The organism is Burkholderia vietnamiensis LMG 10929 (genome assembly GCF_000959445.1).
GTDB lineage: Bacteria > Pseudomonadota > Gammaproteobacteria > Burkholderiales > Burkholderiaceae > Burkholderia > Burkholderia vietnamiensis.
On the sequence record NZ_CP009630.1, the window covers coordinates 448,966 to 461,127 of the forward strand.

A 12,162-nucleotide genomic window follows, 5' to 3' on the forward strand; every position below is an offset into this window, starting at 1 on the left:
GTGAGAGACCGTTTTTACGTGATTGCCAGCCTGATCGAAGACAAATGCTTCGGGTAGTGGTGACGGTATTGCGGGCGATGGTCGGGCTCGCCGCTCAAAAATCGACCGCCCCGAGTACATAGTCAGCCATTCGAGCGCGAGCGTGCCGGCACTCCGGCAATATGAACCGACCATGTCATCCGGGCGCCGATCAACCGGGTGAGTGCCGCGCGGCCTTCGACGACCGGATTCGGCGGCGGAAACGGACGTCTGTGCGTATCACAGGCGGTTGCCGGGCATGAAGCGACGCTCGCTCGATTGTGACATATGGCTGAAGCTCGACACGTTTCAGCCATTTACCCCATTTGGTATCGTCTATCGGCCGTCGCCGTCAGGCTGAATCACTCTGGCTAGCCACGTAAGGTCTGTTGCACCGAGCCCAAGCCCCGGTCGATGCCGGTGCTCGGGGAAAATGCTCACAACTTTCTAAAGATTTTTGATCTGCAGGCCGTTAATCACGTCGGGGCCATTTGAGTAGTAAAGGCACTCGTGGATCAATAACGCAAGGAGAAAAAATTGAGCATTCCGCAAGTCGATTACAGCGATGATATGGATATGAAGAAGACGGCAAAGCAGGTTGCCGGAGTGGCAGCGGGGGCGGCCGCAGTTGCTCTCCTGCCAGTCGAGGCACCTGTTGTAGCCGTAGCGGCAGTCACTGTCGGCGCCGGTATTGTTGCGGCTAAAGCAGTTGGCGCTCTGTGGAGTTGGATTGCCGACTAACAAAGAGCTTGCGTAATCCTTCGATGACGCACGCTCGGAAACGATCCGCTGCTTGACGAGGGGGTCGTTTCTTTTCTATTGGGGGGAGGGTTTCGGCGACGACCGCGCCACGGTGTGCAGCATCAACGGAAAGGCTCCGAACTATATAGCGGCAGGATCTGAACCTACGAGCTTTGGGCTACGCGCCCAACGAACTGCCAGACCACGCCATCCATCTATTCGGATCTTACTAATGTCGGTGGCTGCAGCGCAGCAAGTGAATCTTTCGTAATGGCCAAGCTGGGGAACGGCGCCGATGCTGACTGAGCGACTCAAACGGTTCAATCGCTGCCAATGGCCGAATCCACTATTAAGCGCACCGGTGCGCACCGATATTCACCTGCCGCCGTCGCGCCCGCTGAGGCGAGCTTGTCCCCGCCACCTCAAAAAATCGACCGCCCCGAATACGTGGTCAGCCATTCGAGAGCCAGCGTCCCCGCCAACGAATTTCCATTCGCATCGAGCCCCGGCGCCCACACGCAAACGGCCATTTCCCCCGGCAGCACCGCGACGATCCCGCCGCCCACGCCGCTCTTCGCCGGCAGCCCGACCCGATAGACGAAATCCCCCGCCGCGTCATAGGTGCCGCAGGTCAGCATCAGCGCCGACAGCCGCTTGGCCGAGCTCGCATCGACGATCCGCTCGCCGGTGACGGGCGCGACGCCGCCGTTCGCGAGAAACAGCGCGGCCTGCGCGAGTTCGATGCAGTTCATCTCGATCGCGCACTGGCGACAGTACGCGTCGATCACCGTGTCCGGCGGCATCTGCATGTTGCCGAAGCTCGCCATGAAATGCGCCATCGCACGGTTGCGCTCCGCGTGCTGAAGCTCGGAAAGCGCGACGCGCGAATCGTAATCCACGTCGGTCGCGCCGATCAGCCGCCGCACGAATTCGACGAGCGCCGTCTCGGCCTTCACGAAACGGCGGCACAGCACGTCGGTGACGACCAGCGCGCCGGCGTTGATGAACGGATTGCGCGGCTTGCCGCGCTCGCTTTCGAGCTGCACCAGCGAGTTGAACGCGGTGCCCGACGGCTCGCGGCCCACCCGCTCCCACAGCGCGTCGCCGAGCAGCTGGAACGCCAGCGTGCACGCGAACAGCTTCGAGATGCTCTGGATCGAGAAGCGCTCCCGCGCGTCGCCGACCGTGTAAACGTTGCCGTCGAGCGTCACGACGGCCATCCCGAACTTGTCGGCCGGCACTTTCGCCAGCTCGGGAATGTAGTCGGCCACGCGGCCCTGGCCGATCCAGGGGGCGAGTTCGGTGTGGATGCGTTCGAGAATCGGCTGGTAGTTCATCACGTGGAGCAGGGCGGGCGCACGGCCCGAATTCCGGGGAGCCCGTATGGAACAGTTTTGCCGCCGATTCGTCAAGCGCGACCGCCATGGCGCCCTTATTTTCAAGATGCCTCAACGTGCGACCGGCGGGCGCAGTATCATGCGGTACGTTTCGGCCGCCGGCCGGTATCCGCGCAAGCCGGTGCCGGTACGGTCCTCCCGTATGTTCCGACCGTTGACCATGTCCTTTCGCATCCTGCTCGTCGAAGACGACACCCGCCTGTCCACGCTGATCGCCGGCTACCTGCGCAAGAACGACTATGAAGTCGACACGGTGCTGCACGGCGACGCCGCCGTGCCGGCGATCCTGTCGACGCGCCCCGATCTCGTCATCCTCGACGTGAACCTGCCGGGCAAGGACGGCTTCGAGATTTGCCGCGAAGCGCGCAAGCAGTACGACGGCGTGATCATCATGGTGACGGCGCGCGACGAGCCGTTCGACGAACTGCTCGGCCTCGAATTCGGCGCCGACGACTACGTGCACAAGCCGGTCGAGCCGCGCATCCTGCTCGCCCGCATCAAGGCACAGCTGCGCCGTGTCCCGGCGCGCTCGATCGAAGGCGCGGCGGCGCAGCCGGAGCGCTACACGTTCGGGCAGTTCTCGATCGATCGCACCGACCGCTCGGTCGTGCTGCCGGGCGGCGGCTCGCCCGACCTGACGTCGGCCGAGTTCGACCTGCTGTGGGTGCTGGTGTGCCGGGCCGGGGAAGTCGTCAGCCGCGACGACCTGATGCTGCAGCTGCGCGGCGTCGAATTCGACGGCCTCGATCGCACGATCGACGGCCGCATCTCGAAGCTGCGCCGCAAGCTGCACGACGACGCGGGCAACCCGCAGCGGATCAAGACGATCCGCAGCAAGGGTTACCAGTTCAGCAAGCATGCGTGGGACTGATGGCGCGCCGCCGCCGCTGCGCCGTCGGCCGCCGCATCCGCGCAGCGCACGATAGCCGGAAGCCGCGATGATCCGACGCAACTCCTCGCATCCCGACGCAGCGCCGCTGTCGCCGCTGCGCTACGCCAAATGGCGCTGGCTGCATTTCCGCCGCGCATGGACGGACACGCGCGCCGACCGCATTCCGAGCTGGTCGCGGCTCTACGTGCGCACCTACCTGCATCTGCTCGGCCTCGTGTTGCTGACCGCGCTCGTGCCGGGGCTCGCGCTGTGCTTCGTGCTGTCGCCGCAGGTCGTATGGCATGCGTTCGACGCGTTGCCGGGCGACATCTGGATCGTGCTCGCGTTCATGCTCGCCGCGCCCGCGCTTGCCGCCTACCGCTGGATGCGGCCGGTCTGGTCGGATCTCGTGATGGTGCGCGAGCGCGCGATCGACTTCACCGGCGGACGCTTCAACACGCGCGCGCGCGAATCGCACAGCGTGATCATCGGCCCGCTCGCGCGCACGCTGAATGCGCTGGCGATGCGCATGGAGCGGCTGATCGCCGCGCAGCGCGACCTGACGAACGGCATCTCCCACGAGTTGCGCACGCCGCTCGCGCGCGTGCGCTTCGCGCTCGAGATGCTGCGCGAGCCGGGCTCCGCCGCCGAATACTACGGCGCGCTCGACAGCATCGCGCAGGACGTGACCGAACTCGAAGAGCTGATCGACATGAGCCTCACCTATGCACGGCTCGAATACAGCTCGCTGCAGTCGAACCTCGAGCTGACCGCGCCCGTCGCGTGGTTCGAGCATCAGATCAGCGACGCGCAGCTGCTGTATCCGGAGCGCGCCATCGAGTCGCGCATCGCGATCGCGTCCGATCTGCGCGTGAAGATGGACCGGCGGCTGATGTCGTATGCGATGCGCAACCTGCTGCGCAACGCGAGCAAGTACGCGAACGCGCGGATCGTCGTCGGCATCGCGCTCGAGCACGGCAACATCGCGATCTTCGTCGAGGACGACGGCCCCGGCGTGCCGGAGAACGACCGCGAACGGATCTTCGACGCGTTCGTGCGCCTCGACCGCCGCACCGGCGGCTACGGGCTCGGGCTCGCGATCACGCGCCAGGTGCTGCACGCGCACAACGGCCGGATCGCCGTCGTCGATCCGGTCGTGCTCGGCGGCGCGCGGTTCGAGATCAGCTGGCCGATCTGAGCGCCTTCGCCTTCAATACGTGCGGCCGAGCTGCAGGTAGATGTTGCGCCGCCCGCCCGGCGCGAGCGCGACGCCCATGTACAGCGGCCCGAACGCGGTCGTCAGGCTCGTGAAGAACGTATAGCTCTGCTTGAGCGTGCTGCCGCCCACTTTCACGCCGCTGGTCCACACGTTGCCGAGTTCGGCGCTCGCGCCCACCGACAGCGCCTTGATGGGCGACGCGTTGAACGTCATCAGCTGGTTCATGTACGTCACGTTGCCGTACGCGAGCTCGTTGCCGGTGAGCTGGTCGGCCGCATACGCGGCCAGATGCTGGAAGCCGCCGAGCGTGAAGTTGAACGCGTTGATCAGGTTGGTGCCGCCGATGCTCTTGCCGCCCTCGAGCGTGGCGCTGACGCTGTGCCGGCCGTACTGCTGCGCGATCATCGCCTTGCCGTAGAGCTCGGTGTAAGGCTTGTTCGACGTATCTGCGAGATCCTCCGCCGACTGGCTGTTGTGCGACCACAGCGAGCGTTCGATGCGCAACTCGGTGTAGTAGCCGCGGCGCGGGAACATCGGGTCGTCGAGCTGATCGATGACGAGGCGCGCGCGCGCCGTCAGCGCCTGCGACGTGAAGCTCGGCCACATCAGCGTCGAGCCGTTCTCCTCGAACGGGAGCGGCAGGTTGTAGTTCGGCGAGCCGTGCCCGGTCGCGTAGCCGATGCCCATCCGGAAGTCGCCGAGCCGCGCGATCGGCAGCCCGAAGTCGAGCCCGGCGCGCGCCGTCTGCATCAGATACTGGTTCAGCTTGACCTCGCCGGTGTTGTCGTACACGTTCACGTAGCGGCGCTGATATTCCGCGTACGGCGAGATGTAGAAGCCATAGGCGGCCGGCAACGGTTGGCGCAGCTCAACGCGCGCGGACTGCAGGTCGCTGCCGATCGTCGCATCCGCACGGAATTCGAGGCCCGATTCGGTGAGCCACGGCCGCCGGTAGCCGACGTGCAGGCGGAAGCCGCCTTCGTCGGTCGAGCTGCTCGACATCCCGACGCCGAACAGCAGGAAATTCGGCCCCCAGTATTTCTCGCGCGCATCGATCTCGAGCACGTTGTCGTCGCCGTGGCTCACGATCTGCTGCGTCACGCTTTCGAAATTGCCGTCGGTCGTGAGCCGCAGCAGGTCCTGGCTGACGGTCGCCGGATCGTAGATGTCGCCCGGCTTCACGTGCAGCGCATCGCTGACGACGCGTTTCGGCACGCCGCCGGTCGTCTTGATCTCGATGCGCGTGATGCGGATCGGCGGCGGCAGCGGCTGCGCATGCGCGGACCGGTACGCCGCGTACTGCTCGGGCGTGAGCGCGAGGTGCCTGAGGCGCGGCAGCGCGGCCGTCGCTGCAGCCGCGCCCGCGGCGATCGCCTGCTTCGCGTTCTGAAAGTCGGTGAACGCCAGCGAGCCGAGGTCAGGCGTGAGCAGCACGTCCTGCGCGGCGAGCTGCTTGCGCTGCGACGTCACGTTCTGGCGAATCAGGATGCCGACCATCTGCTGCATCACGTCGGCCGGCGACGCGAGCGCGTCGAGCGGGCGCAGCTGCGAGCCGATGTCGACGGCGATCACGACCTTCGCGCCCATCTGCCGCGCGGTGTCGACCGGCAGGTTGCTGACGAGCCCGCCGTCGACCAGCGCGCGCCCGTTGATCTCGGCCGGCGCGAACAGGCCGGGCATCGCCATGCTCGCGCGGATCGCGAGCGGCAGCGAGCCGCGGTCCAGCACGACCATCTGGCCCGTCTGCAGATCGGTCGCGACCGCGCGGTACGGGATCGGCAACCGGTCGAACGGCTGGTTGGTCGGCACGGCGGCGGTCCAGTCGGCGAGCAGCGCCTGCAGCCGGTTGCCCTGCACGAGGCCGACCGGCGCCTTCACGCCTTTCTTGCCGAACCCGAGCGTCAGGCTGTTGATGTACAGGCGCTCGTCCTCGCGGCTGCTTTGCGGCAGGTCGGCGCGGTCGGTCACGTCGAACGCGATGTCGGTCAGGTTCACTTCGGACAGGCGCTTGCGCATTTCATCGGCGGCCATCCCGCTCGCATACAGGCCGCCGACCACGGCGCCCATGCTGGTGGCCGCGATGCAGTCGATCGGGATACGGTTGTCTTCCAGCACCTTCAGCACGCCGAGGTGCGCGTAGCCGCGCGCGCCGCCGCCCGACAGCACGAGGCCGACCGGTGGGCGGCCGGCCGGACCGCCGTCGGCGGTGCAGCTCGGTGTGGGGGCGGGTGCCGCGGCGGCGGCCACGGCTGCAGGCGCTATCGTCGCGGATGCCACGGCCGCGGCCGAAGCGGCGCCGGCCGTGCCGGCGCCTGCCTGGGCGGCGCGCGTTGCGGGGTCGGCGGCCGGCACGGGCTGCGCGGCGGCGGCGCAGCACCAGAGCGCAACGAGCGTTGCGCCGAGCCGGCGCGCCGCGAGCCAGCGAAGGGAGGCAGGCGCTGTCATGTTGGAATACCTGGCGTGATCGGGCGTCGGAAGCCTGCCGGGGGCAGGCAAGACCGAGAGATTACCGTGTTTTACAAGCGCAGCGCGAGCGCTCGGCGCGTAGTCGTGCGGCGGCCGGCCCGGGTTTTCGGTCATTTCGTCGCAAAAAAATCATTAGAATTGCCTAAAGTATCGGAACGATTTGCCGCTAAGTCCGTGATGGGACCGCAAATGCGTGCCGCATCGATGCGGGCCGGCCGTTCCGGCCGGTTTGTTCATGAAAAGGGTTGATATGTCGACACCGCTGTTCGGAAAGTTGTTTGCGCAACCCGTTGCGATCGACCCTGGAACGGCGAGTACGCGGATTTATACGCACGAGCGCGGCGTGGTCCTGAACCAGCCGTCGGTCGTCTGCTTCCGCAAGGCCGGCATGTCCGATGCGCGTCCGACCCTCGAAGCGGTCGGCGAGCGGGCGAAGGCGCTGCTCGGGCGCGAACCGGGGCATCTGCAGGCCGTGCGGCCGATGCGGCACGGCGTGATCGCCGATGCGCACGCCGCCGAACAGATGATCCGCCGCTTCATCGACATGTCGCACACGCGTTCGCGCTTTCGCCGGCGCGTCGAGGTCACGCTGTGCGTGCCGTCGGACGCCACGGCGGTCGAGCGTCGCGCGGTGCGCGAAGCCGCGTTCGCGGCCGGCGTATCGGACGTGGCGCTGATCGAGGAAGCGCTCGCGGCCGGGCTCGGCGCGGGCCTGCCGGTCACCGAGCCGGTCGGCTCGATGGTCGTCGACATCGGCGCCGGGACGACCGAAGTCGCGGTGATCGCGCTCGGCGGCATCGTGTATCGCGAGGCGATCCGCGTCGGCGGCAACCAGTTCGACGCCGCGATCATCAACTACGTGCGCAACGTGTACGGCGTGCTGCTGGGCGAACAGACGGCCGAGCGCGTCAAGCAGACGATCGGCTCGGCCACCAGCGCCGTGCCGCGCACGTCGACGCGCGCGATCGGACGCGGCATCGGCGATGGGCTGCCGCGCTCGATCGAGCTGTCCAATCACGACGTGGCCGACGCGCTCGCCGCGCCGCTCAAGCAGGTGATCGGCGCGGTGAAATCGGTGCTGGAAAACGCGCCGGCCGAACTGGTGACCGACATCGCGCATCGCGGCGTGGTGCTGACGGGCGGCGGCGCGCTGCTCGCGGATCTCGAACGCCTGCTGCGCGACGAGACGGGGCTGGTCGCCCGCGTCGCCGACGAGCCCGCGACCTGTGCCGTGCGCGGCGCGGGCGAGGCGATGGGGCGGCTCGCGATGTGCCCGGTGGACTGACGCCGGGCGGGCCACGCCAGCCACTCGCGCCCACGCGCCCACGCAGCGCCTCTGCCACACACGCGCTGCGCACATCCATCGTTCTGGCCTATCCTGTGCGAAACACGCGACGCGCGCCGCGCGTTGCGTTTCGACACAGGAGCATCGATGCCGAATCACGCCGAAGCCACCACGACGCAGGCGCCGCAAGTCGCGCCGGTTTCTCCCGCCCGGGCGTCGGGTCCCGCGTTCATCGCGCCCGAAGCCGACCCGCAGGCGCTCGCACGCAACAATCAGTACGTCCTCAAATCCGGTGACGCGTTCGTCGTCAGCGATGCGCTCGGCGACATCGGCGGCCGCGACGACGGTCTGTTCGTCGACGACATGCGCGTGCTGTCCGCATGGCGTCTGACCTTCGGCGGTCGCGCGCCGTCCTTGCTGTCGGGCGCGACGAGCGCCGACAACGCGTCGTTCACCGCGCATCTGACGAACCGTCCGCTGCCGCCGCTCGGCGGCCACGAGACGCCCGAAGGCGTGATCCACATCGAACGCACGCGCGTGCTCGCGGGCGACGTGCTGTACGAAGCGCTGACGCTCACCAACTACGGCGCGAGCGAGGCCGAGGTGCCGCTGTCGCTGTCGTTCGCGGCCGATTTCAAGGACATGTTCGAAGTGCGCGGCACGCAGCGCCCGAAGCGCGGCACGGTCGCCGCGCCGCGCGTCGCCAACGGCGCGGTGCGGCTGCGCTACGACGGCCTCGACGGCGTCGAGCGCAACGTCACCGTGCATTTCTCGCCGGCGCCCGACGCGCTGTCGGTCGATCGTGCCGACTACACGCTGACGATCGCCGCCCAGGCGTGCCTGTCGATCTATCTGACCGTCGACGCGACGCTCGGCCCCGCGCACGACGGCGAAGGCCCCGGCTGCGGGCGCGTCGCGCTGCGCACCGCGCTCGTCGGCGTGCACCGCGAGATGCGTTCGCGACGCGAATCGATGGCGCGCGTGAACACCGGCAACCCGCTGTTCGACGCGTGGCTCGACCGCTCGCTCGCGGATCTCGGCCTGCTCACGACACAGCTCGACACCGGGCCGTACCCGTATGCGGGCATTCCGTGGTTCTCGACGCCGTTCGGCCGCGACGCGGTCATCACGTCGTTGCAGATGCTGTGGCTGCAGCCGTCGCTCGCGCGCGGCGTGCTGCGCTTTCTCGCGGAGCATCAGGCGCGCGAGACGTCGGCGTTTCGCGACGCGGAGCCGGGCAAGATCATGCACGAGTTCCGCCGCAGCGAGATGGCGGCCACCGGCGAGGTGCCGTTCGCGCTGTACTACGGCGGCGTCGACACGACTCCGCTGTTCATCGTGCTCGCGGGCGCCTACGTCGAACATACCGGCGACGATGCGCTGATCGACGAGCTGTGGCCCGCGCTCGAGCGCGCCGCGCAGTGGGTGATCGACAAGTGCGACCGCAATCCCTACGGCTTGCTCGATTATCAGCGCACGTCGGAGCGCGGCCTCGCGAACCAGGGCTGGAAGGACAGCCACGACTCGGTGTTCCACGCGGACGGCCGCTTCCCGGACGGGCCGATCGCGCTCGTCGAAGTGCAGGCGTATGCGTGCGCGGCGCTCGACGCGATGGCGACGTGTTCGCATCGGCGCGGTCATGCGGCCGATGCGGCGCGCTACGCGTTGCGCGCGAAAACGCTGCGCGAGCAGGTCGAAGCGCTGTTCTGGATGCCGGACGGCGACTTCTACGGGATCGCGCTCGACGGGCACGGCGAGCTGTGTCGCGTGCTGGCGTCGAACGCCGGCCATCTGCTCGCATTCGGCTTGCCCGATGCCGAACGCGGGGCGGCGGTGGCCGGCGTGCTCGGCTCGACGCTGTTCCAGACCGGCTGGGGCATCCGCACGCTCGCGGCCGGGCAGCCGCGCTTCAATCCGATGGCCTATCACAACGGCTCTGTGTGGCCGCACGACAATGCGCTGATCGCACGCGGGCTCGCGCGCTATGGCGACAAGACGGCCGCAGTGAGCCTGCTGCGTGCGTTGTTCGAAGCAGCGGTCAGCTTCGAGATGCGGCTGCCCGAGCTGTTCTGCGGCTTCCCGCGCCGGCGCGGCGAGCCGCCGACGGCCTATCCGGTCGCGTGTCTGCCGCAGGCGTGGGCGGCGGGCGCGCCGTTCATGATGCTGCAGGCGTGCCTCGGCGTGAGCGTCGACGCGTCGCGTCTCGAGGTGCGCGTCGAGCGCCCGGCGCTGCCGGAAGGGGTGGACTGGCTGCGCATCGACGAACTGCGCGTCGGCGACGAGACGGTCTCGCTGATGTTCCGCCGCGTCGACGGGCAGGTGGTCGCGGCGGCCGAGCGGTCCGGGCGCGTGAAGGTGGTCGCGGTGCTGTAGCGGCCGGGCGGCGCGTCGTTGAGCCAGGTCGTGCCACATACGCGCGCCGCGGCATAGAATCCCGACATGACCCTTTAACTATGGCGGAGGCATCCAAGATGACCACGGACAACCGGCCCGACGATCGGGACGAGCACAAGCTAGAAAATCTCGAAGCAGCAGTCGACCATCTGCACAAGTCGATCGAATCGCAGAGCATTGCGGCGGGCGCGGCGAAAGGCATTCTGTTCAGCCTGATCGAGACGCTCGGTGCGCTGATCGGCGACCCCGATCTGCCCGAACATGCGCGCTCGGGCTACGAGGCGCTGCGCGACAAGGCGAGCGAGCTGCGCAGCGGTCTCGACCGGCATTGACGCGGACGGTGCCGGCGCGTGCGTTGCTGCCCGCGCCGGCGCTGCCCGATCCAGCGCCGTGCATACAAATTCCCGTGCGCTCAATGAGTTAGCGGCGCGGTGCGCAGGATATCCACACGCTTGCCAACAAAATCTGTGGAGAACCGGCTCACGATCGGACACTTGTCGGACGGTCGTGAAACGGGCACCGCACAGGTGACGCACAGGTGCCAATCGATGTCGCATCGTTGACCTGCGGCGCGCGATCTACCAAATCCCCTTTTGCATCAGTGGCTTGCGCGGCACTTTGGCGGAATATCCACAGGTTTGCCAACAAAATCTGTGGATAAGTGTCACGCGATAGATTCCTCATAGTTCGGAATCGGCCGCGTTCGCCTCGATCCTGTGGCGGCCAATGCGCGATGCGCACGTGGCACCTGGAATTCGTGCCCGATCAACGGGTTACGCGCCGGGTACCCAGGATATCCACATCCTTGCCAACATTTTCTGTGGACAAACACGCGTGCCTCATTCGTGCGGCGGGGCGTCGGCCGCTTCCGCGACGATCCAGTCGCGAAACAACTGCATCGCGGGCGTCAGCGGCTTCGACTTCAGCGACGTGAGCCAATAGGCGCCGCCGCGCACGTCGATGTCGAGTGGCCGCGCCAGCATGCCGAGCTGCAACTCGCGCGCGAACATGCAAGCCGGCGCGAGCGCGATGCCCGCGCCCTGCATCGCGGCCTCGACCATCAGTCGCGATGAATCGAATACCGGCCCGTTGACCGTCCACGGCTCGACCTGCGCGGCGTCGAACCAGCCCAGCCATTCGTCGGTGCGGTACGAGCGCAGCAGCGTTTCGTTCGTGAGATCGGCCGGCCGCGACAAACGCCGCGCGATGTCCGGCGCGCACAGCGCGCTGAGCGGCGCGTCGAGCAGACGCTCGTTGCGCGTCGCGGGCCAGTTGCCTTCGCCGAAGCGGATCGCGAAATCGAGGCCTTCGCCGGCGAGATCGACGACGTTGTTGTTGGTGCGCAGTCGCAGCTCGACGAACGGGTGCGTCTCGCCGAACCGCTTCAGGCGTGGCATTAGCCAGCCTATGGCAAAGGTGCCGACGGCACCGAGCGTCAGCACCTCGTGGAAGCGCCCGCCGTCGAACTGATTGAGCACGGTTTCGATCCGGCTGAAGGCGTCGCTGAGCACCGGCAGCAGCGCGCGCCCTTCGTCGGTGAGGCCCAGGCCGCGCGGCAGGCGCGTGAACAGCGCACAGCCGAGCCGCTCCTCCAGCGAACGCACCTGCTGGCTCACGGCTGCCTGCGTGACGCTCAGCTCGAGGCCGGCGCGCGTGAAATTCAGGTGGCGCGCGGACGATTCGAAGGCGCGCAACGCGTTCAACGGGAGACGAGGACGGAGCTTTGTCATAAGAAATTCTTTTGTCAGCGCCCAATTATCATTGCTTGTCG

Annotated in this window: 9 protein-coding genes; 6 read left to right on the forward strand and 3 right to left on the reverse strand. The window is 67.4% G+C overall.

Annotation, left to right across the window (positions count from 1 at the left end):
• Nucleotides 1–555 precede the first annotated feature (555 nt).
• Nucleotides 556–759, forward strand: a complete 204-nt coding sequence (locus AK36_RS32475; protein ID WP_126220594.1) for a hypothetical protein — start codon at nucleotides 556–558, stop codon at nucleotides 757–759.
• Nucleotides 760–1,181: 422 nt separating this feature from the next.
• Here the strand turns inward: AK36_RS32475 and AK36_RS02385 are convergent, their stop codons facing one another.
• Nucleotides 1,182–2,096 (reverse strand): glutaminase, encoded by a 915-nt coding sequence (locus AK36_RS02385; protein ID WP_011880674.1) that lies wholly within the window; start codon nucleotides 2,094–2,096, stop codon nucleotides 1,182–1,184.
• 220 nt (nucleotides 2,097–2,316) lie between these two features.
• On the opposite strand from AK36_RS02385, the gene AK36_RS02390 reads away from it, so the two are divergent.
• Complete coding sequence (locus tag AK36_RS02390; RefSeq protein WP_011880673.1) at nucleotides 2,317–3,027, forward strand: response regulator; 711 nt, start codon at nucleotides 2,317–2,319, stop codon at nucleotides 3,025–3,027.
• Between the two features lie 67 nt (nucleotides 3,028–3,094).
• The gene (locus tag AK36_RS02395) at nucleotides 3,095–4,225 is read left to right on the forward strand and encodes an ATP-binding protein (RefSeq protein WP_045577770.1); all 1,131 of its coding nucleotides are present in this window, start codon (nucleotides 3,095–3,097) and stop codon (nucleotides 4,223–4,225) included.
• A gap of 12 nt (nucleotides 4,226–4,237) precedes the next feature.
• On the opposite strand, the gene AK36_RS02400 is transcribed toward AK36_RS02395, so the two are convergent.
• A complete protein-coding gene (locus AK36_RS02400; protein ID WP_045577771.1) occupies nucleotides 4,238–6,691 on the reverse strand; it encodes a patatin-like phospholipase family protein in 2,454 nt (817 codons plus the stop codon).
• Between the two features lie 271 nt (nucleotides 6,692–6,962).
• Here AK36_RS02400 and mreB point away from each other — a divergent pair, with 271 nt between their 5' ends.
• The 3 genes from mreB to AK36_RS02415 all read left to right on the forward strand — a co-directional run bounded on the left by mreB (nucleotide 6,963) and on the right by AK36_RS02415 (nucleotide 10,723).
• Nucleotides 6,963–7,997, forward strand: coding sequence for a rod shape-determining protein (mreB, locus tag AK36_RS02405; RefSeq protein ID WP_034195446.1), 1,035 nt, complete (start codon nucleotides 6,963–6,965; stop codon nucleotides 7,995–7,997).
• 147 nt (nucleotides 7,998–8,144) lie between these two features.
• Nucleotides 8,145–10,370: an amylo-alpha-1,6-glucosidase gene (locus AK36_RS02410; protein ID WP_045577772.1), complete on the forward strand. Its 2,226-nt coding sequence runs from the start codon at nucleotides 8,145–8,147 to the stop codon at nucleotides 10,368–10,370.
• 98 nt (nucleotides 10,371–10,468) lie between these two features.
• The gene (locus AK36_RS02415) at nucleotides 10,469–10,723 is read left to right on the forward strand and encodes a hypothetical protein (protein WP_011880668.1); all 255 of its coding nucleotides are present in this window, start codon (nucleotides 10,469–10,471) and stop codon (nucleotides 10,721–10,723) included.
• 507 nt (nucleotides 10,724–11,230) lie between these two features.
• On the opposite strand, the gene penR is transcribed toward AK36_RS02415, so the two are convergent.
• Entirely contained in the window at nucleotides 11,231–12,121 is an 891-nt protein-coding gene (gene penR, locus AK36_RS02420) for a beta-lactamase transcriptional regulator PenR (RefSeq protein ID WP_011882714.1), read from the reverse strand.
• Nucleotides 12,122–12,162: the final 41 nt, after the last annotated feature.

Excerpts from the sequence above, each read along its gene's own strand:
- AK36_RS02385 (WP_011880674.1), bottom strand. The coding sequence starts at position 2,096 with ATGAACTACCAGCCGATTCTCGAACGCATCCACACCGAACTCGCCCCC.
- AK36_RS02390 (WP_011880673.1), top strand. The coding sequence starts at position 2,317 with ATGTCCTTTCGCATCCTGCTCGTCGAAGACGACACCCGCCTGTCCACG.
- AK36_RS02395 (WP_045577770.1), top strand. The coding sequence starts at position 3,095 with ATGATCCGACGCAACTCCTCGCATCCCGACGCAGCGCCGCTGTCGCCG.
- AK36_RS02400 (WP_045577771.1), bottom strand. The coding sequence starts at position 6,691 with ATGACAGCGCCTGCCTCCCTTCGCTGGCTCGCGGCGCGCCGGCTCGGC.
- mreB (WP_034195446.1), top strand. The coding sequence starts at position 6,963 with ATGTCGACACCGCTGTTCGGAAAGTTGTTTGCGCAACCCGTTGCGATC.
- AK36_RS02410 (WP_045577772.1), top strand. The coding sequence starts at position 8,145 with ATGCCGAATCACGCCGAAGCCACCACGACGCAGGCGCCGCAAGTCGCG.
- AK36_RS02415 (WP_011880668.1), top strand. The coding sequence starts at position 10,469 with ATGACCACGGACAACCGGCCCGACGATCGGGACGAGCACAAGCTAGAA.
- penR (WP_011882714.1), bottom strand. The coding sequence starts at position 12,121 with ATGACAAAGCTCCGTCCTCGTCTCCCGTTGAACGCGTTGCGCGCCTTC.